General features: G+C 50.8%; 16 protein-coding genes. 9 read left to right on the forward strand and 7 right to left on the reverse strand.

Annotated elements, in window-relative coordinates; translation table 11 throughout:
- Positions 1-493 precede the first annotated feature (493 nt).
- A complete protein-coding gene (gene serB / locus CIK99_RS02600; protein ID WP_094379477.1) occupies positions 494-1,711 on the forward strand; it encodes a phosphoserine phosphatase SerB in 1,218 nt (405 codons plus the stop codon).
- A gap of 58 nt (positions 1,712-1,769) precedes the next feature.
- Here the strand turns inward: serB and CIK99_RS02605 are convergent, their stop codons facing one another.
- From CIK99_RS02605 to CIK99_RS02615, 3 genes are all read right to left on the reverse strand, one after another.
- Positions 1,770-3,251 carry an ATP-binding cassette domain-containing protein gene (locus tag CIK99_RS02605; RefSeq protein WP_094379479.1) on the reverse strand — a complete coding sequence of 494 codons (1,482 nt, stop codon included), beginning with the start codon at positions 3,249-3,251 and terminating at the stop codon, positions 1,770-1,772.
- 86 nt (positions 3,252-3,337) lie between these two features.
- Complete coding sequence (gene ruvC / locus CIK99_RS02610) at positions 3,338-3,892, reverse strand: crossover junction endodeoxyribonuclease RuvC (protein WP_094379481.1); 555 nt, start codon at positions 3,890-3,892, stop codon at positions 3,338-3,340.
- Positions 3,893-3,930: 38 nt separating this feature from the next.
- A complete protein-coding gene (locus CIK99_RS02615) occupies positions 3,931-5,646 on the reverse strand; it encodes a glycoside hydrolase family 10 protein (protein ID WP_094379483.1) in 1,716 nt (571 codons plus the stop codon).
- Positions 5,647-5,762: 116 nt separating this feature from the next.
- Here CIK99_RS02615 and CIK99_RS02620 point away from each other — a divergent pair, with 116 nt between their 5' ends.
- From CIK99_RS02620 to CIK99_RS02655, 8 genes are all read left to right on the forward strand, one after another.
- On the forward strand, positions 5,763-7,250 hold the full coding sequence (locus CIK99_RS02620) for a carbon starvation protein A (protein WP_094379485.1): 1,488 nt from the start codon (positions 5,763-5,765) through the stop codon (positions 7,248-7,250).
- 108 nt (positions 7,251-7,358) lie between these two features.
- Positions 7,359-8,825: a carbon starvation protein A gene (locus CIK99_RS02625; protein ID WP_094379487.1), complete on the forward strand. Its 1,467-nt coding sequence runs from the start codon at positions 7,359-7,361 to the stop codon at positions 8,823-8,825.
- Between the two features lie 19 nt (positions 8,826-8,844).
- Complete coding sequence (locus CIK99_RS02630) at positions 8,845-9,327, forward strand: outer membrane beta-barrel protein (RefSeq protein WP_094379508.1); 483 nt, start codon at positions 8,845-8,847, stop codon at positions 9,325-9,327.
- A gap of 219 nt (positions 9,328-9,546) precedes the next feature.
- Entirely contained in the window at positions 9,547-10,395 is an 849-nt protein-coding gene (gene nadC, locus CIK99_RS02635) for a carboxylating nicotinate-nucleotide diphosphorylase (protein ID WP_094379489.1), read from the forward strand.
- Between the two features lie 4 nt (positions 10,396-10,399).
- On the forward strand, positions 10,400-11,740 hold the full coding sequence (mtaB, locus tag CIK99_RS02640) for a tRNA (N(6)-L-threonylcarbamoyladenosine(37)-C(2))-methylthiotransferase MtaB (protein ID WP_094379491.1): 1,341 nt from the start codon (positions 10,400-10,402) through the stop codon (positions 11,738-11,740).
- Complete coding sequence (locus CIK99_RS02645) at positions 11,728-12,753, forward strand: glycosyltransferase family 2 protein (protein ID WP_094379493.1); 1,026 nt, start codon at positions 11,728-11,730, stop codon at positions 12,751-12,753. The genes mtaB and CIK99_RS02645 overlap by 13 nt, the downstream gene beginning before the upstream one ends.
- A gap of 178 nt (positions 12,754-12,931) precedes the next feature.
- Positions 12,932-14,401 carry a Do family serine endopeptidase gene (locus tag CIK99_RS02650; RefSeq protein WP_094379495.1) on the forward strand — a complete coding sequence of 490 codons (1,470 nt, stop codon included), beginning with the start codon at positions 12,932-12,934 and terminating at the stop codon, positions 14,399-14,401.
- A gap of 159 nt (positions 14,402-14,560) precedes the next feature.
- Positions 14,561-15,901, forward strand: a complete 1,341-nt coding sequence (locus tag CIK99_RS02655) for a nucleotide sugar dehydrogenase (RefSeq protein WP_094379497.1) — start codon at positions 14,561-14,563, stop codon at positions 15,899-15,901.
- 55 nt (positions 15,902-15,956) lie between these two features.
- Here the strand turns inward: CIK99_RS02655 and CIK99_RS02660 are convergent, their stop codons facing one another.
- From CIK99_RS02660 to CIK99_RS02675, 4 genes are all read right to left on the reverse strand, one after another.
- Complete coding sequence (locus tag CIK99_RS02660) at positions 15,957-17,066, reverse strand: nucleotidyltransferase family protein (RefSeq protein ID WP_094379499.1); 1,110 nt, start codon at positions 17,064-17,066, stop codon at positions 15,957-15,959.
- A gap of 30 nt (positions 17,067-17,096) precedes the next feature.
- Positions 17,097-18,374 carry a Na+/H+ antiporter NhaC family protein gene (locus tag CIK99_RS02665; RefSeq protein ID WP_094379501.1) on the reverse strand — a complete coding sequence of 426 codons (1,278 nt, stop codon included), beginning with the start codon at positions 18,372-18,374 and terminating at the stop codon, positions 17,097-17,099.
- 75 nt (positions 18,375-18,449) lie between these two features.
- A complete protein-coding gene (locus CIK99_RS02670; protein ID WP_094379503.1) occupies positions 18,450-19,943 on the reverse strand; it encodes a UxaA family hydrolase in 1,494 nt (497 codons plus the stop codon).
- A gap of 121 nt (positions 19,944-20,064) precedes the next feature.
- Positions 20,065-21,132: a LacI family DNA-binding transcriptional regulator gene (locus CIK99_RS02675; protein WP_094379506.1), complete on the reverse strand. Its 1,068-nt coding sequence runs from the start codon at positions 21,130-21,132 to the stop codon at positions 20,065-20,067.
- Positions 21,133-21,425: the final 293 nt, after the last annotated feature.

Below are 21,425 nucleotides of genomic sequence, written 5' to 3' on the forward strand. Positions count from 1 at the left end.
AGTCAGAATTGACAATCTTGTTTCGTATTGACTTGTTCAGATTCTGTCTTTCTTTCAATCTACTATTTATAGTAAGATATAATAAATTATATATTTATATATAATTTATTATATATATTATATATATAATAACGCGTGCGCGCGCGATACCGAAGTTTTTTCTGCTTGCAACCTTTTGTCGCAGCGAGAGGGCAGGGTGGGGGTGAAAAGCGGGAAAAGTTACCAGTTAACCGGTAACAAGTTAACCTTTTGGGCAACCCCTGGCCACTTCAAGCCTAAGACACCCGCAAACGCTTGTGTAGCGCGTGTCCCAAAATTTCTATTGCAATACAGAGAGTATAATACACTATGTGTATTATAAAAAATTGTTAACGACAAGAAAATATTTATGAAATGATTTGCGAGTCTGAGAAAAATGCATTAACTTTGCACAAAATAATAGAAACGACGCACAATGCGCAACAAATGGATTTAACAAACAAATAAAGGAATAATGGAAAAGGAAGAACAGATACTCGTCGGCATTGCAGGACAAGACCGCCCGGGAGTCACCGCATCGGTGACGGAGATACTCGCAAAATACGACGCACAGATCCTCGACATAGGACAGGCTGACATACACAGCACCCTCTCGCTCGGCATTCTTTTCAGAATAAGCGAAAAGATGTCGGGGCAGGTGATGAAAGAACTGCTTTTCAAAGCCACCGAACTGAACATCAACATCGACTTCAAGCCCGTGGGCGACGAAGAGTATGAGGGATGGGTGGAGCAGCAGGGCAAAAACCGCTACATCCTCACCGTGATAGGACGGTCGCTCTCGGCCAAGCAGATTGCAGCCGCGGCAAGGGTGATAAGAGACCAGGGGCTGAACATCGACTCGATAATAAGGCTGACGGGCCGACAGAGCGTGATGCACCCGGAGAAAAACGGAAGGGCATGCATCGAGTTCTCGCTGAGAGGCACTCCGAAAGACCTCGCCGACATGCAGTCGAAGCTGATGCACCTCTCGGCCGACATGGCGTTCGACTTCTCGCTGCAGAAGGACAATATGTACAGGAGAATGCGACGGCTGATATGCTTCGACATGGACTCGACACTCATACAGACCGAGTGTATCGACGAACTGGCTGAACGCGCTGGAGTGGGCGACAAGGTGAGGGAGATAACCGAACGAGCCATGAGAGGCGAGATAGACTTCCGCGAGAGCTTCAAGGAACGCGTGGCGCTGCTCAAGGGCCTTGACGTGAGCGTGATGAAGGACATTGCCGAGAAGCTGCCCATCACCGAGGGCGTGGAACGACTGATGGCTGTGCTGAAACGATATGGATACAAGATCGCCATACTGAGCGGTGGATTCACGTATTTTGGCGAATATCTGCAGAGGAAGTTCGGTATCGACTATATGTACGCCAACGAACTGGAGGTGGACGACAACGGCAAGCTGACCGGCAAATACCTCGGCGACATTGTGGACGGGAAGAGAAAAGCTGAGCTGCTGAAACTGATAGCCCAGGTGGAGAAGGTGAACCTCGCACAGACCATTGCCGTGGGCGACGGTGCCAACGACCTGCCGATGATCTCAGAGGCCGGCCTCGGCATTGCCTTCCACGCTAAACCGCGCGTGGTGGCAAATGCGAAGCAGTCGATAAACACGATAGGACTGGACGGAGTGCTCTATTTCCTCGGTTTCAAAGACAGTTATATCGATTGAACTGCAAAAAGCGGAAACATCGATTGAACTGCAAAGTCTTGTCTTATGAAGAGTGTCGCTACACGTGTCGTTTCAGCACAATATGGTGGTCGATGCACGAGGGTAGTTCCTCATGATAGTGGGTCACCATGATGATGGTCTTGTTGCGACGGCGGCTGAAGGCGTCGATGATGTCTTTCACCAGACGGCGGTTGCGGTTGTCGAGCCCGTGGAGCGGTTCGTCGAGGATGAGCAGCTGAGGGTCCTTGACAAAGGCCCTGGCGAGGAGGACGAGACGCTGCTCGCCGCTTGAGAGCTTGAGAAACGAGGTGTCTTCCTTGCCCTTCAGTCCGAAGAGGTCCATCCACCATCGGCAGATGTCGTATTCCTCGGCTACGGGCTTGACGTAAAGTCCGATGGAATCTTTCAGTCCGCTGGCCACGATGCGTATGGCAGGCACGTTGCGATTGTATGACCGGTGCATCTCGGGCGAGACATATCCTATGTGTTTCTTTATGTCCCAGATGCTCTCTCCGCTGCCTCTCTTATGGCCGAAGAGGGAGATGTCGCAGGCATAGCTTTGCGGATTGTCGGCGCAGACTAATGACAGGAGGGTTGACTTGCCGGCACCGTTTTGTCCTTCGAGGGCCCACCGCTCGCCGTTTCTCACCGTCCAGTTGAGGGTGTCGAGTATGGTGCGTTCGCCGTAGCGAATGGATACTTGGTCCATTTCAACGACGTTTTCGCTGTTGTATTCGCCGTCGCGGTATGGGAGGTTGACGATGGCTTCGGCCCTGTCGTCGGCGAGCACCCGCAGCGGATCGTCAGGGCGGCGCTCGAGATATTGGCGTCGTGTGGTCTTCTCGGCCACTACCATATCCTTCACCTCCACCACGTGGGTGATGAATTCAGGAATGTCGTCGGTCTTGGAGAGGACGAGTATGATCTGCAGATGACGTTCCACGGAGAGTGTCGTGAGGAGGTCTTTCAGCTGGTCGCGAGTGTCGGCGTCGAGACCAATGAAGGGGTTGTCCATGATGAGCACCCGCGGTTCGGCAAGCAGTGTCTTGGTGAGCTGAAACTTGCGCAGTTCGCCGCTTGAGAGCAGAATGATATACTTATCGAGCAGATGGCGGATGTGGAAGAGGTCGTAGAGGTGCTGTTGCATGGCACGACGTTCGGGGGTGTCGTTGCCGGCCATGTCGTAAGCCTTTTCGAGCAGATCGTTGACGAGGGGCGTCTCCTTGTCTATTTCTTGCTGATTCCATCGTTGTTGGAGGTAGTATTGTCCGTCGTTGTCGCCATAGGAATCGCGGAAGGCTATGTAGCGAATGTTTTCTGAAGCCGACTGGCGTGTGCTTGGCGTGAAGTCGTAGTGTGGCTCGTTTTGGAGCAGCGGATGACGACCGGTGATGATGTCAACCAGCATGGTTTTTCCGCTTCCGTTAGCGCCCACGATGGCAATGTGTTCGCCCTCGTCGAGGGTGAAGTTTACGGGTTGCGACAGTCGCCATTCCGGCATGCGTGTCACTCCTTCTTTTATTTCTATTATCCTTTGCATGATATAAGTGAATTGTTTTTTCCGAGTTTCTGTTTTTTCCGAGTTTCTGTTTTTCCCCGAGTTTCTGTTTTTTTTTGATATTCCCTCTATCTCACCCTTTCTTTGTTTCTGCTAACGAAATCTTTCCATCCGCGGTATTGTTTTGCCCCGGTGTCGGGTCGGCTCATCTGCAGGTAATGGCAGTAGGCTGCGCCGAGGGCGTCGGTGGCGTCCATAAATCGGCACATCTCCGAGGGGTCGAGCTTCAGTAGTCGTTGTAGCATGGCGGCCACCTGCTCTTTAGACGCCTGTCCCTGTCCGGTGATGGCCATCTTTATTTTCAGTGGAGCATATTCGTGTATGGGCACTCCGTGACGTATGGCGGCGGCAATGGCTGTCCCCTGTGCTCGTCCTAATTTGAGCATCGACTGCACGTTTTTGCCGAAGAAAGGCGCTTCTATGGCCATTTCATCGGGGAGATAGGCGTCGATGATGCCTGTGACTCGTTCGAAGATATGGCCGAGTTTGAGGTAGGAGTCGCCGAATTTTCTCAGGTCGATGATGCCCATGGTGACCATCTGCGCCTTGTTGTCCTTCACCTTTATCACCCCGTAGCCCATGATGTTGGTGCCGGGGTCGATGCCAAGTATTATTTTCTCCATTGTATGTTATTTCAAGTTATTTCGGGATTGTACGTAGTTTATCTTCTTATGATGAAAAATCCCAATCTGTGGCTCTGTCCACGACGGTTGAGCGACCTGACGACGTAGAAGCCCTCGTCGAGTCGTGACACGTCGGTCTTGCCTGTCTCGTCGTATGCCGAGGTGGTGATGAGGTTTCCAGCCACGCTCTCGATGGCAATATATTCGAGGTTGGCTGAGCCGTGGTTGGGTGGCAGCGTGAGTGTGGTGCCGTTGCAAGGCAACATCCCGAGGATGTCGGCAGACGGCCGTCCGTCGTTGACGGGGAAGAAGGCCGGAGCGCTCTCGCGTCCGTAGCGGTCGGTGGAGGTGACGGCGTAATAGCGGTAACGCGACTGGCGGGGCAGCGTGACCGACGTCGCCTGCAGGCGTGTGGCTATGAGGCAGCGAGGGTCGGAGGTATCTACGGGGTAGGTGTCTGAGGCATACACGTTAAAGAGGTGGTACAGGCCGTCAGACTGCGGGAAGGCCTTGGCCGACGACCACGACAGTGTGGCGCTCTGTGACGACGCCCGGGCAGTGAGCGAGATGTCTGTGGGCGCTTGTGGCGACGGCGAGATGTCGGCCGTTGTTGGAATGGACTGCATGGCGTTTTCGGATAGAGTAGGCGGTATAAGTGCGGGATAGGTATTGATTTCATCCTTTACTACATCGAAAACTCCCTTTATGTTGTCTAACAAGAACTTACACCTGAAGAACGCCTGTCCTAAGCCGAGGCTGCGGATGTAGTGTAGCTCGCGACGGATGACGTCTATGCTCCAGTCCTTCTCGCGTGGCGAGAGGAAATAGATGCCCAGTCCCGGGACGACGGTGCGCCCGTGGCTGTTCTCCTGCCAGTCGATGGCGAAGGGGAAGAAGTGGTTGTCCTTGAAATACATCATGGGATAGAGCTGGTCCATGAGTCCGCGGCGGAGCCAGTCCTGCGCCTCTTGGCACACCTTGGTGCGTGCGTTCCATCCGTTGCTCGAATAGCGGCTGAGGTCGTCGTGCTTACCTATGGGCGAGCAGCTGATCTTCACCCAAGGCTTGCAGCGTCGCGTACGCTCTGCCACCTGTTCGACGATGCGTGTGATGTTGCGTCTGCCTTTGTGGATGTCGATACGGGCCTTCCACGTCTCGGGGTATCTGATATAGTCGAGGTGAATGCCGTCGATGTCATAGCGTCGTGTCACCTCCTCGCAGATGGAAGAGACATAGCTTGCGGTGGCGGTGTTCTCAGGGTCGAGGAACGCCTCCTCGCCGATGCGTCTCACTATCTGTGGGTGCCGTTTGCGCAGTTGTCGGCAGCCGTATCCGTTCCATTTGCCTATGGGTATGCACACGATCCATGCGTGGAGCTCCATGCCACGGCGATGACACTCGTCGATGGCGAAGGCGAGAGGGTCGTAGCCAGGCGACTGTCCGGGAAGGCCCGACATGGCACCGTCCCACGGTTCGATGTCTGAGGGGTAGATGGTGGTGGCCCGCACTCGTGTCTGCAAGAGTATGGTGTTGATATTGGCCGACTGCAGACGGTCGAGGATGGAGCGAAGCTCGTTCTTCTGTTTTTCGATGGAATGAGCCGTTTGGGCGTAAGAGTGCGGCCAGTCGAGTCCGCCGATGGTGGTGAGCCATACCGCCCTTACCTCGTGTTTGTTGATGGCAAGAAGAGGCGTTGCCAAGCACAAGAGGAGTGAAAAAACGATGCGTTTTATGCTTAAAAAGGTATGTTTCATGCTTTTTTTCTTAAATTTGGGTGCAAAGTTAGGTGTTTTTTTTCATATTTCAAATTAATTTATTACTTTTGCACCAAAGATAATGCAAAGAATATATAAAACTTAATTCTTTTAAGATGATTTCTTTTATAATATGTTTGGTTGCGCTGATATTGGGATACCTGATTTACGGAAAAGTCGTGGAGGGCGTGTTTGGGCCCGACGACCGTCCCACGCCAGCCATGGAAAAGGCCGACGGGGTTGACTTCATTGCCTTGCCCACGTGGAAGATATTCATGATTCAGTTCCTGAATATTGCCGGCACAGGACCCATCTTCGGAGCCATCATGGGAGCAAAGTTCGGACCCTCGAGCTATCTGTGGATTGTCTTCGGCTGCATCTTTGCCGGGGCGGTGCACGACTACCTCAGCGGAATGGTGTCGATGCGTAACGGCGGCATCGGACTGCCTGAGGTGATAGGCAAGTATATGGGTACGAAGATGCGTACCGCGATGCTCGTGCTCACGGTGTTCCTGCTCATCGTGGTGGGAGCGATATTCATCTACAGCCCAGCGGTGATACTGGGCGGCATCTGCGGTTCGCTGACGTTTTGGATTGTGGCTATATTCATCTATTACATCATTGCCACGATGTTGCCGATAAAGAAGATTATCGGACGCGTCTATCCCTTGTTTGCAGCCTCGCTGCTGTTTATGGCCCTTGCCTTGCTGGTGATGCTATTGGTGAAATGGCCCACCATACCCGAGATATGGGACGGACTGGGCAACAGGGCTATGGAGGCGAGTCCCACATGGAAAGACAACATCTTCCCGTGTCTGTTTATCGTGATATCGTGCGGAGCAATCAGCGGGTTCCATGCCACGCAGAGCCCGTTGATGGGGCGTTGTCTTGGCAGCGAGCGCATGGGACGTCCGGTGTTCTACGGAGCGATGATCACCGAAGGCATTGTGGCCATGATATGGGCGGCCATAGGTTCGTACTTCTTCTACGCCAGTCCGCAGCCGGGCTACGAGCTACAGTCGGTGGCGGGCAACAGCGGTTTCGCCACGTCGGCTCCGCATGTGGTGAACATCATCTGCAGGGATTGGCTCGGTATGGTAGGTGGCATCCTTGCCCTGTTAGGCATAGTGGCAGCACCCATCACCACGGGCGACACGGCCTTGCGCTCGGCACGTCTCATCATTGCCGACTTCCTCAAGGTGAGCCAGAAGAAGACAAAGCCCCGTCTCTATATCACCATCCCGCTGTTTCTGCTGACGTTCTCGCTGCTGATGTGGCAGGTGGCCAATCCCGAGGGCTTCGGTGTGCTGTGGCAGTATCTCGGATGGTTTAACCAGTGTCTCACCGCCATCACCCTGTGGACCTTGACCGTATATCTGATAAAGGAGCGGAAGATGTATATGATAACGTATGTCCCGGCGGTGTTTATGACCATCGTCACCTCGACCTATTTCTTCGTCTCGGGCCAGCTGTTAGGCCTTCCAGCTATGGTGGGTTATCCCCTCGGCTTGTGTGTGTCTGCCGTAGTGTGGGGCACCTTCCATCTGTGGTACTTGAAATATAAGAAGTCGGTAGGGACTAACGATGAAGGCGAAAAGGTATAAACAGTGAAGGCGAAAAGGAATAAACAGAGAAGGTGAAAAGGTATAAACAGAGAAGCCGAAAAGGTATAAACAAAAAGTCAGTAAGGTAACATTTAGAATATTGATGATATGATTTCATTCATTTTATGTATGGTCGCCCTGTTTTTGGGCTATATGACATACGGAAAGTTTGTGGAAAGGGTGTTCGGTCCCGACGACCGTGTCACCCCAGCAGTGGCAAAGGCCGATGGCGTTGACTTTATTGCCATGCCCAACTGGAAAGTATTTCTTATCCAGTTCCTGAACATTGCCGGCACTGGCCCCATCTTCGGAGCCATCATGGGAGCGAAGTTCGGACCCTCGAGCTATCTGTGGATAGTGTTTGGCTGTATCTTTGCCGGAGCAGTGCATGATTTCTTCGTGGGGATGCTGTCGATGCGAAATGGCGGAGCGAGTCTCCCGGCATTGGCAGGGCGTTATATGGGCAAAAAAGCGGAAAAGGGAATACTGGTGTTCTCGGTTTTCCTGCTGCTGATACTCGGCTCGGTATTCGTGTATAGTCCCGCAGAGATCATGTCGATGTTTGGAGGCACCACATTCCTCTGGGTGATAGTGATATTTGTTTATTATATCATAGCCACGCTCCTGCCCATCGACAAACTCATTGGCCGCATATATCCGCTGTTTGCCATCTCGCTGCTGTTCATGGCGCTGGGCCTCGTGGTGGTGTTGCTGATGAAATGGCCCGCAATACCAGAGATATGGGACGGATTAGGCAATAAGGCACTGACCGTGGACCCGTCGTTCAAGGACCAGCTGTTCCCGTGTCTTTTCATCACCATAGCATGTGGAGCCATCAGCGGATTCCATGCCACTCAGAGCCCTATCATGGCACGGTGCCTGAAGAGCGAGCGCATGGGACGGCCCATCTTCTACGGAGCGATGATCACCGAAGGCATAGTGGCGCTGATATGGGCTGCAGTGTCGTCATATTTCTTCTATGGCGAACCGACGCCGGGATATGCCCTCTACGAGGCGACGAAAGACCTCGGACTGCTCACCTCGGCACCAAAGGTGGTGTATCTCGTTTGTGAGGACTGGCTCGGAGTGGTAGGCGGTGTGCTGGCCGTGCTCGGCGTGGTGGCTGCGCCCATCACCAGTGGAGACACTGCCTTCCGTTCTGCACGTCTCATCATTGCCGAGGAACTGAAATACGAGCAGAAGAGCATCGTGAAGCGTCTCTCTATCTGTATCCCAATGTTTGTGGCGTGTATTGCTCTGCTGGTGTGGCAGACTGGCAATCCCGACGGATTCAACACCGTATGGAAATATTTCGGATGGGCAAACCAGACGTTGGCCACGTTCTGTCTATGGACCGTGACATGCTATCTCGTCATACATGGCAAGCCGTTTGTTATCACGCTCGTTCCAGCGCTGTTCATGACATGTGTCTGCTCTACCTTCCTCTTCGTCTCGCATCAGGCATTAGGCATGGAGGAGACTGTCGGCAATCCGTTAGGACTGGCGGTCATGATATGTGCAGGCATATGTTTCGGCCGTTGGTACAAGAAATTTGAAAAGAACAGAATACAATAACACCTTTATATATATGCTTATGAAAAAGAAAATATGTCTTGCGTTGGTAGCATTACTTGTGTCTCTCACCGCCAATGCACAGTTTGAAAAGGAGAAAATGTATTTCAATGCCTCTCTCTCGGGATTCAACCTGAGATATAGCGGCAACGAGAAATGTAACTTCGGCATTCAAGGCACTGCCGGTTACTTCTTGGAAGACAACATCATGCTGCTGGCAACTGTAGGATACAACAAAAAGACCGATGTGCCATCGACGGTGACGTTGGGTGCAGGCGGACGTTATTATTTCCAGCAGAACGGCATCTATTGTGGTGCAGGGATAAAGTATGTTCACGTAGGCGACCTCTACGACGACTTCATGCCGAACATTCACGTAGGCTATGCCTTCTTCCTGGGCCGACAAGTGACAATAGAACCCGAACTCTATTACAATCAGTCGTTCAAGAGTCATAAGGATTACAGCACCATAGGATTCCGTATCGGAGTGGGTGTGTATCTGTAAATAGTGCAAGATGGTCTTCCGGAAATTTCCGGAACCTCCGGAAATCCCGGAAACCTCCGGAACCCCCGGAACCTCCGGAACCGCCGGAACCCCCGGAACCTCCGGAACCTCCGGAACCTCCGGAAACCCCCGGGAACCTCCGGAATCTCCGGCCCCCCGGAACCCTCCGGAACCCTCCGGAAAAACAAAAAAAAATAACCCCCAAAAAAATATATAGTCATGCTTAAAGTAGAAGAACTTGTAGATAAACTGATAGACCTCGCCTTTGCTGAAGACATCGGCGACGGCGACCACACCACATTGTGTTGCATACCAGAAGACGCCATGGGCAAGTCACATCTCCTGATAAAGGAAGACGGAGTGCTCGCAGGCGTGGAAGTGGCAAAGGAAGTGTTCAGACGCTTCGACCCGCAACTGAAGGTAGAAGTGCTGATGGGCGACGGCACAAGGGTGAAGAAAGGTGACATTGCAATGGTGGTCAGCGGACGAGTGCGCTCGCTCCTGCAGACAGAACGACTCATGCTGAATATCATGCAGCGCATGAGCGGCATAGCCACACAGACAAGCAAGTACGTGGAGAAACTCAAGGGAACAGGCACACGCGTGCTCGACACACGTAAGACAACACCCGGACTGAGAATGCTGGAAAAGGCTGCCGTCAAGATTGGAGGTGGATGCAACCACCGCATAGGACTCTTCGACATGATACTGCTCAAAGACAATCATGTGGATTTTGCAGGAGGAATATGCAACGCCATCGACCGCTGTCACGAATACTTGAAAAAGAATAATCTCGACCTGAAGATTGAGATAGAGGTGAGAAATTTCGACGAACTGCAGCAGGTGCTGGTCCGCGGAGGTGTGGACCGTATCATGCTCGATAACTTCACTCCTGCTGACACACGCAAGGCCGTAGAGATCATTGACCATCGCTATGAGACGGAGTCGAGCGGAGGCATCACCTTCGACACGCTACGCGACTATGCGGAATGTGGCGTCGATTTCATCTCAGTGGGAGCGCTGACACACTCGGTAAAGGGACTGGACATGAGCTTCAAGGCTTGCTGACATTATGATCGACACATCAGCATTCCAAGGCAAGAAAGCATCATACTACACCCTGGGCTGCAAACTCAACTTCTCTGAAACTTCAACATTCGGGAAGATGCTGCAAGACATGGGAGTGGTGACGGCACAGAAAGGCGAAAAAGCTGATCTGTGCCTCATCAACACATGTTCCGTGACCGACGTTGCCGACCACAAATGTCGGCAGGCAATAAACCGGATGGTGAGAAACAATCCAGGGGCGTTTGTCGTCGTGACAGGATGCTACGCACAGCTCGACCCGCAGAGAATAAGCCAGATAGATGGCGTTGACCTCGTGTTAGGAAGCAACGAAAAGGCGAACCTCGTACAGTTCCTTTCTGAGAAATGGACTGCCGACAACACCACTGGAGAGCATCTGCACGAACACTATTCGGTGAAGACAAAAGACATAAAGACATTCGCGCCAAGCTGTTCGAGAGGCAACCGAACACGCTTCTTCCTGAAGGTGCAAGACGGATGCGACTACTTCTGCACTTACTGCACCATACCTTTCGCAAGAGGATTCAGCCGCAACCCGACAATAGAGTCGCTCGTGGCACAGGCAAGGCAAGCCGTCGAGGAGGGTGGACGAGAGATAGTACTCACAGGTGTGAACATCGGAGACTTCGGGAAAACCACAGGCGAGAAGTTTATCGACCTCGTCAGAGAACTCGACAAGGTGGAGGGAATAGAGAGATACCGTATCAGCAGTCTCGAACCTGACCTTGCCACCGACGAACTCATAGAGTATTGCGCAAGTAGCCGGGCCTTCATGCCTCATTTCCATATCCCGTTACAGAGCGGAAGCGACACCGTGCTGAAGCTGATGCATCGCCATTACGACACGACACTCTTTGCCGACAAGATTCACTTAATAAAAAAAGTGATGCCCGAGGCGTTTATCGGAGTCGATGTCATGGTGGGATGTAGAGGGGAGACAGACGAATGTTTCGAGGAGACATACGACTTCTTGCATTCGCTCGACGTGACGCAGCTGCACGTCTTCCCATACTCCGAACGACCTGGTACGGCCGCTCTGAAGATTGACTACAAAGTGGACGAACCGACAAAGAAAGCACGCAGCAACCGACTGCTGCAACTCTCAGACCAGAAGACACACGCCTTCTATGAACGACACATAGGAGAAACCGTAAACGTGCTCTTCGAAAAGGCACCAAGAGGAAAGGCCATGCACGGATTTACCGAGAACTATATCCGCGTCGAACTACCGCCGGCAGAAGCACGGCAAGAGTACGACAACCAGATCATGGAAGTGACACTATCCGGATTCAATCACGACAAGACAGCCCTGTTATGCACAAGATAGCGATAGTAATACTCAACTGGAACGGAGCGAAGATGTTGCGACAATATCTTGCCGACGTGATAAAATTCTCGACAGAGGACGGAGCAGTGGTGTATGTGGCTGACAACGCATCCACTGACGACTCCATAGAATTGCTCGAGACACATTTCACGTCATGCAGGATCGTCAGACTCGAAAAGAACTGGGGATTTGCCGAAGGATATAACAAAGCCCTGAAAGAGATCGACGCCGAATACTACGTGCTGCTCAACTCCGACATCCGCGTGACAAGACATTGGCTACAGCCACTCGTGCAGTTTATGGACAACCACAAGGAAGCAGCAGCATGCCAACCGAAACTGTTGTCGATGACGGACAATAGCTCGTTTGAGTACGCGGGAGCATCGGGTGGCTTCATCGACCGATACGGATACCCATTCTGTCGTGGAAGGATTTTCGACACAGTGGAGCGTGACAACGGACAGTATGACGATGTGGCACCAATACTCTGGGCCACGGGAGCTGCACTGCTCATACGCTCGGCCGACTACTGGAAGGCAGGAGGACTCGACGGACGATTCTTCGCCCACAACGAGGAAATAGACCTCTGTTGGCGTCTGCGTATCATGGGACGGAAGATATACTGCGTGCCACTCTCACAGGTATATCACCTGGGAGGAGGAACGCTGCCAAAGGGAAATCCAATGAAGACCTTCCTGAACTTCAGAAACAACCTAACCATGCTCTACAAAAACCTGCCCGACAGCGAACTGGGACACGTGATGAGATGGCGATGGGCACTCGACTACATAGCGGCATTCCAGATGCTCGTCATGGGAAGGAGCTGGGGCGACTTCAAAGCCGTTTTCCGCGCAAGAAGGGCGTTCAGCAGATGGCGGAAAGACTTCGATGCCGACAGAAAGAGAATCCTACAGATGGCAACAGACAACGACATTGCTGAAAGGAAGATGACGTCGGTCTTATGGCAGTATTACGTCAAGGGAAGGAAGACATACAAGAAGATGTTTTGTTAAGAGATATTTTGTTAATAATTATTTTTCGCGCAATAATTAAGCGCAAATAGCCGTTAACTGCAAATATGCAACTGTTAAATTGCGACAAATAATACTGACAAATTGACAGATTAACACTTTTTGCGCATATCTTTGCAAGCAGAAAAGCAGATTATATAACAAAAATAAAATAGTGACAATGAAAAAGATTTGGAATTACATCTTGCCAGCAGTTTGCCTGGTGGCTATCGCATTCTCGGTAGCAGCATTCAACAAGGCCACAGCGGCCACATCCTCAGCCTCTCCTGTTGCGGCTGTAGGACAACCCGTAGATCTAACCTATGCAGCAGACAAGGCTCTGCCATCGGTGGTGCATATCAAGTTTGTGCAGAACTCAAAGGTGCAGACCGTGGAAGTGCAGAGCGACCCGTTCAGCGACTTCTTCTCAGACCCATTCGGAGGCTTCTTCGGACGTGGCAACGGTGGCACACAAAAACGACAGGTGCAGACACCTAAACGACAAGGTACTGGCTCGGGTGTGATCATCTCTGCTGATGGATATATCGTGACAAACAACCACGTCGTGTCAGGTGCCGACGAACTCATCGTGACTCTTAACGACAACAAGGAGTTCTCAGCACGAGTGATCGGTGCCGACAAGACCACCGACCTCGCACTCATCAAGATCGAAGGAAAGCAACTGCCGGCCATCACCATTGCCAACAGCGACGACCTGAAGGTGGGAGAGTGGGTACTGGCAGTGGGCAACCCCCTCGGACTCAACAATACGGTCACCGCAGGTATCGTAAGCGCAAAAGCACGCTCGTTAGGTGCTAACGGAGTGGAGTCGTTCATTCAGACCGACGCTGCCATCAACCAGGGCAACTCTGGCGGAGCTCTCGTCAACGTCAGGGGAGAACTGGTGGGCATCAACGCCATGCTTTATTCACAGACAGGATCTTATAGCGGATATGGCTTTGCCATTCCTACCGCCATCATGAACAAGGTGGTGGCAGACCTCAAGCAGTATGGCACTGTGCAGAGAGCGGTAATAGGAATACAGGGTGGCGACGTGAAAAACTTTGTCGATGCACAGAAAGAAGATGGTAAGGAAGTGGATTTCGGTACCATGGAAGGTATTTATATCGACAAGGTCATCGACGATGGAGCTGCTGCTGATGCTGACCTGAAGAAAGGTGACGTGATCGTGGCCATCGACGGACAGAACGTTACGCGAATGGCTGAGCTGCAGGAGATTCTCGCACAGAAACGACCGGGCGACAAGGTATCGCTCACTTATATGCGCGACAAGAAAAAACATACTGTCAACATCACTCTCAAAAACGAACAGGGAACGACAAAGGTGGTGAAGAACGCTGACCTCGACATTCTCGGCGGCAACTTCCGCGAGATTAGCAAGGAAAAGATGTCGCAACTCAACATCTCTTATGGACTTGAAGTGATAAAGGTGAACAAGGGTAAACTGGCTGAAGCCGGTATAAGCCGTGGATTTATCATACAGAAGATCAACGACGAAAGCATAAAGACAATCGACGACCTTCAGAAAGTGGTAAAGGAAGCATCGACCAGCAAGGAGCCTGTCCTCTATATCCAGGGTCTCTATCCTACAGGACGCAAGGCTTACTTCGCCATTCCACTGCAAGACTAAGTTGACGAGTTGACAAGTTGATGAGTTGACAAGTTGATGAGTTGACAAGTTGATGAGTTGACAAGTTGATGAGTTGAAACCTCAAAGGCAAACAACTTATTTACTTGTCAACTCTTCACTCGCCAACTATAATATTTTTATAGCATAATACAAATTGATATGACAGCTTTTGAAGATTTAAAAATTGCAGTAGCCGGAACAGGATATGTGGGACTGTCTATGGCGACTCTTCTCTCGCAGCATCACGACGTGGTGGCTGTGGATGTGATACCCGAGAAAGTGGAGAAGATCAACAAACGCATCTCTCCTATACAGGATGAATACATCGAGAAATTCTTTGAGGAGAAAACGCTGAGGCTCAGTGCCACACTTGACGGACGAGCTGCATATAAGGATGCCGACTTTGTCATCATTGCCGCACCGACAAACTACGACCCGGTGAAGAACTTCTTCGACACCCACCATATCGAAGATGTCATAGACCTCGTACTGGAGGTGAACCCCGACGCGGTGATGGTGATAAAAAGCACCATTCCAGTGGGATATACACGTAGCCTATACGTGAAGTATGCGGCAAAGGGAGTGAAGAAATTCAACCTCCTCTTCTCCCCGGAGTTCCTGCGTGAGAGCAAGGCTCTTTATGACAACCTCTACCCAAGCCGTATCATTGTGGGATATCCGAAGGTGATAGAGCGCGACGACTTCAAGGAAGAGAACGATGCCATACTAAAAGTAACCGACGTGGAACGTATGCAAGAGGCGGCAAAGGTGTTTGCACGACTGCTGCATGAGGGAGCGATAAAGGAAAATATCGACACCCTCTTTATGGGAATGAAAGAAGCTGAGGCAGTGAAACTCTTCGCGAACACGTATCTTGCACTGCGTGTGTCGTATTTCAACGAACTCGATACCTACGCCGAGATGAAGGGAATGGACACTCGCTCGATAATTCAGGGCGTCGGCCTCGACCCGCGTATCGGTACATACTACAACAACCCTTCGTTTGGATATGGTGGCTATTGTCTGCCGAAAGACACAAAGCAACTCCTCGCCAACTATAAGGATGTGCCGGAAAATCTCATCGAGGCCATCGTGGAGAGTAACCGCACAAGAAAGGATTATATAGCTGATGCGGTATTGCATAAGGCTGGATGGTATGGATATTCGGAAAACAACGAATACGGACTGTCGCCACAGGGAGAGCGTGAGGGGGCTTCTGTTGTGGTGGGAGTGTATCGTCTTACCATGAAGTCAAACTCCGACAACTTCCGTCAGAGTGCCATACAGGGAATCATGAAACGCATCAAGGCGAAAGGTGCCGAGGTGATAATCTTCGAACCTACACTTGAAGACGGGACAACGTTCTTTGGCAGCAAGGTGGTAAACGACCTTGAGACATTTAAGGCTATGAGCAACGCTATCATTGCCAACCGCTATGATGCGTGTCTCGACGACGTGGAAGAGAAAGTCTATACACGAGACATCTTCCGTCGCGACTAAAGTGTATTGCTCTATTGACACTATATGCTTTGCACATTCATTGTCTCACCATGGTTCATTCTTCGATATGAGACAAAGAATGTGCAAAGTTGCGTATGAAGTTAGTGGTCATCTCCATTGGGAAGTAGCGGAAATAACGGGCGGAGTGCTTCACTTGCCAAAGCATGGCCTTGGAATTGTTTGACTTCACGAAAATATTCTTCCCTTGTGTGAAATACCACTCGTCAGAATGACTGTGGTCGAAGGCGAGAAGCTCGTCAGTAAGCGGGGATACTTCTGTCGCCAAGTGGCTTATGTAAAAAGGCAGTTCGTCTTCCGAGAAGTTAAAGAGACTGATGAGCATTGCCGCCTCCAGTGTGGCGATGCGTTCCATGCCGAGCGAGTGTAGCCATTGTTGCAGTTTCACGAAATCCACCTTTGCGCCTATTGTGCGCAACATCATCCCGAGGTCGATGAGTTGTTTCAGTTTCAAACCGTCGTTGATGATGTATCGAGCTATTCTCGTTATGGCTATCAGTATGTTGAGTGTCGGTGGCAGCGTCTCGATACGTATGTCGGCGATGGTGACATAAGTAGAGTCGCAACAGCGTATTTCCTTTTCGATGATATTCTGTAGTCGGCGGTTGAGCAATGTGTTGGTGAGACGCTGTACATATCGGTGGTTTTCCACCGCCATGCCGTTCCAGGTGTATGGGAAGATGTATTTGTCGGAGTATTCTGCATGTTGTCCGTTTGTCCTTGCCCATTCATCAGCTTTGTTGGCTTGAGGCTCGTAAGGGAAGTAAATGTCGCAGTCGCCACCTGTGCGATGTTCTGGATGAGGATAGAGGAGAGCGATGGCTTGTCCCTTTAGCAGTATAGGACGTAGCTGGTTGTGGCTGAAGATGCCAAGCAACTGTGAGGTGCAGATGTTCATGCGTCTGTTGTCTTCCTCTACGGCTTTGGTGTTTTCATTCCATGTAGCCATGATGTCGTCTGGAATGTTTACAAACGTCTCCGTTGCCCTGCTCTTGATGCCGTCAGCGATTAGGGCCGACACTCCGTGCATGAGCGACATCTGGTAAAGACGTCTCCATTTCCAGTGCGACATGGGTTCACAAGACTCGTTGTCGCCAAATGTCCCGCTCCTGAGGAGTCTCAAAAAATTGCGTTCAATAATGTCCATCGTTCTTTTTCCTCCAGAATAAAAACAGAATCAAGAATAACTCTTAGGGTATCTTATCAATATTGCAGTGATGGTAATGATGCCGATAGTGAAGGGATAATATAAATAAGGTATTATACCCACGGGGTTGATTTCCGCCAGTCCAGCTGCCATAAGCACTTGAGCACCATAAGGGATGATGCCTTGCACGCAACACGACATGGTGTCGAGGATGCTTGCGCATTTGCGGTTGTCAACGCCGAAGCGGTCGCCAATCTTTTTTGCCAGTTGGCCTACGGTAAGTATTGCCACCGTATTGTTTGCCGTGCAGACGTTCACTATGCTCACGAGGACAGCCAGACACAGTTCGGCACCACGTTTGCTGTTGACATGACGTGTGAGCATGTTGATGATGAAATCAATGCCTCCACGTTCCTTTATCAGTTCGAGCATTCCCGCTGCCATGAGGGTGATGATGATCAGCTCGCCCATCCCCATTATTCCGTCGCCCATGGCCTTACACCAACCGAAGAAGTCGAATGTGCCGTCGGCTATCCCTATCACTCCGGTGAGCATGATGCCGAGGGTGAGGACTGCTGTCACGTTCATGCCGAAGACGGCCGTGGCGAGCACTATGAGATAGGGCAGGACCTTGACGATGTTGATGTCTTCAACGTGGGGCGTTGAGGCGATCGACGTGCCCATGACAGAATAAAGTATAAGGACCAAAAATGCCGCAGGGAAAGCCAGGAAGGCGTTTACCCGGAACTTGTCGCTCAGCTTGCATCCTTGAGTCGTTGTGGCGGTGATGGTGGTATCGGAGATGAATGAGAGATTGTCGCCGAATAACGATCCGCCAACGATGACGGCTGTCATCAGGTAGATATTTGAGTCGAGGGATTGCGCTACGCCGGCGGCAATAGGCGTCAGGGCGACTATGGTGCCCACGCTTGTGCCTATGGAGAGCGAGATGAAACAGGCAGCGATGAACAGTCCTGCAAGTATCATGCTTGAAGGAAGAAACGACAATGTCAGATTGACAGTGGCGTCGATGCTGCCCATGGTCTTTGCGGTGTTGGCAAACGCGCCAGCAAGGACAAAAATCCAGAGCATAAGCATCATGTTTGAAGTGCCTGCACCACGGCTGAAGATGTCTATGCGCTTGACAAGGGGAATGCCCCCACCTATGATTACTGCATAGATGGAGGCTATCATAAACGCAACCGTTATCGGCATCTTGTAAAAGTCGCCTGCCACGATGCTCGTGACAAGATAAAGACACACGAAAACGATGAGCGGACTTATTGCTATTATTCCTTTTTTATACATTAACTTACTTACTTGTCAACTTGTCAACTTGTCAACACGTTTACTTGTCAACTCGTTTACTTGTCAACTCATCAACTACAACGTTACTCCGTTCTTGAAAATCGAGATCTCACGATAGTCGTTGATTTCGTTGCGCGACTTTTCTCCACTTGCCACAGCCACGATCTTGTCGATAAACTCAGGTAAGAGCTGTTCCATGGTCTTGCCCTCTATGAGTTGTCCGGCACTGAAGTCTATCCAGTTTGGCTTGCGCGAGGCGAGGGTAGGATTGGTGGCAATCTTCATTGTTGGGACGAAGGTTCCGAAAGGCGTTCCACGTCCGGTTGTGAAGAGTACGATATGGCATCCTGCCGAGGCGAGGGCTGTTGACGCCACGAGGTCGTTACCGGGAGCCGACAGGAGGTTGAGACCGTTGGTTTCGAGTCTCTCGCCATATTTCAGCACACCGCTCACCATGGCCTTACCGCATTTCTGTGTGCATCCAAGCGCCTTGTCTTCGAGAGTGGAGATGCCACCTGCTTTGTTGCCTGGAGAAGGATTCTCGCCGACAGGTTCGCCATGGCTGAGGAAATACTCCTTAAAGCTGTTCACCATGTCCACAGTCTTTTCAAACAAGAGAGGAGTCTTGCAGCGGTTCATGAGTATTGTTTCTGCACCAAACATCTCAGGCACCTCGGTAAGTATCGTCGTACCACCTTGAGCCACGAGCCAGTCGCTGAATTCTCCTACGAGAGGGTTGGCGGTTATACCGCTGAAACCGTCACTTCCACCGCATTTCAGTCCTATGCGCAGTTTGCTGACAGGCTGTTCGGTGCGTTCATCGTTGCTGGCTTTAGCGTAGAGGTCGCGTAGTATTTCCATTCCGGCTTCCACTTCGTCGCCATCCACCTTTTGTGTGACGAGGAATTTTATCCTGTCGTGGTCGTAGTCGCCGAGGAGCTGTTCGAAGGCATCTGGTTGGTTGTTTTCGCAGCCCAATCCAAGCACGAGCACTGCTCCGGCGTTAGGATGAAGCACTATGTCGCGCAGAATGTTGCGTGTGTTCTCGTGGTCGCCGCTAAGCTGCGAGCAGCCATAGTTGTGATGCCAGGCATAAACAGAGTCGATGCCCTTTTCTCCAGTCTCCTTTCGCAGTTGGGCAGCAAGGCGTTCGGCTATTCCGTTTACGCATCCCACTGTCGGCACTATCCATATCTCGTTTCTCACTCCGATGTCGCCGTTCTTACGTTGGTATCCCATGAATGTCCTTTTCTCGTCTGCAATATCGAGTGTATTGTTTACTGGCGAGTATGTATAGTCAAGGGTGCCTGCAAGGTTGGTCTTCAGGTTGTTTTCGTTCACCCAGTCGCCGGCTTTCAGGTCTTCGATTGCGTGTCCGATAGGATAACCATATTTGATGATGTCCTCACCCTTTGCTGTATCCTTTAGCAGTACTTTGTGTCCGGCTGGCGTGTCTTGGTTGATGACGATGTCAATGCCGTCCACATTGATGATTTCGCCTTTTTTCATTGGCTGCAGGCAAACTACTACCGAGTCGGCCCTGTTGATTTTTAGAAAAGTTTTTTCCATTGTAGTTTATTGTTTTTTTTATGAGTTATGTTTACCAAATAGTTATGTTTACCAAATAGTTATGTTTACCAAATAGTTATGTTCACTAAATGAGTTATGTTCACTAAATGAGTTATGTTCACTAAAGCTGTGTCCTTCGATAGAAATCCACGTTTTCTTTTGTGAGGAGTTCTATGGGAACGTAGTTGACGGGGTTAACCTTCTTTTTCAGCACAATGGCTTCAAACAAGGTCTCTATGCACGAGTATCCCTGCATATATCCGTGTTGCGCGATGAGGAACGAGATGGAGCCGAGTTTCACGCAGTTGGCATTTTTCTCCACCATGTCGTATCCCATTATCTGCACGTCGCGTCTGTTGGTGCGCAAGAGGAAGTCGCCCACGAGATGCGCTTTAGAGTTGAAGGTGATGCAGTGGTGCGTGTTTGGGTGTGTTTCGAAATACTCTTCGAGGATTTCTTCATATTTTTCCCTTTCCACGTCCAGAGGCAGGTTGACTTCCTCGATGGCGATGTCGGGGAAGTGGTCGTGCATGTAATGGCGGAAGCCCGTCTCACGGTTTTCCTGTTGCTTGCTTGCCACGTTGCCGTCTTTCATCTGTTTCATCAGCATTATCTCTGTCTGTCCTTGTGCTATGAGCATAAGCATGCGTCCAGCGAAATATCCGCTACAGAATGAGTCTTGTCCGAAGAACGACAGCGGACGCAGGTCTGGCATGTAGGAGTCGAGAAGGATAAAAGGTATGGATGCTGAGTGCAGCTGGTCGGTGAAGTGTTTGGTCTCGGCCAACTTTGAGGGTACGACGACTACACCATCGGGTTTGTCCTTAAGGCATTCCTCGGTGACCTTTACAAATGTCTCTATGTCGTACCTTCTATAGTAGAACATCTTCACGCGCACATGGAAGTCACGACGTTTGTCGCATGCAGCCATCGCGCCTTCCTCGATCTCTTCCCAATAAGCTTCTGAAACGTGCTTGGGCATTATGCAGCAGAAGGTGTATTTCTTGTTGTAAGCCAAAGCACTGGCATAGACGTTGGGTCTGTAGTCCATGTCCTTAAGGGCTTTCTCCACCTTCTTTCTGGCGTCTTCCGACACGTTGGGGCGGTTGTGAAGCACCCTGTCAACGGTGCCGACCGACACGCCCGCCAACTCTGCCACATCTTTTATCCTTATCTTTTCTGTTGTCATTATTTGTAAGTAATATGCTTAATGATTGTGCAAAATTACCAACTAAAGTTTCCCACACCCACAGAAGCAGCTGTAGTGGGGATTGACTCTTTTAAAAATAGATATTAAACAATTAGCCTTTAGGTATTTCGCTCTTTCTGCTTAAAAAGCGTTAATCCATAGGTTGCTTTTTGAAATCTTGATCACATCTGAGAATGCGTTCCAAGTCTTGCCTTGTTTCTTCATCTGCCATAGCCCTCTCAAGCAGGTCATCCAGTGTGGAATCAAAGAGACTCGCAATTTTCTCAAGCAAT

The sequence above is a fragment of the Prevotella sp. P5-92 genome, from assembly GCF_002251245.1.
Lineage (GTDB): Bacteria > Bacteroidota > Bacteroidia > Bacteroidales > Bacteroidaceae > Prevotella.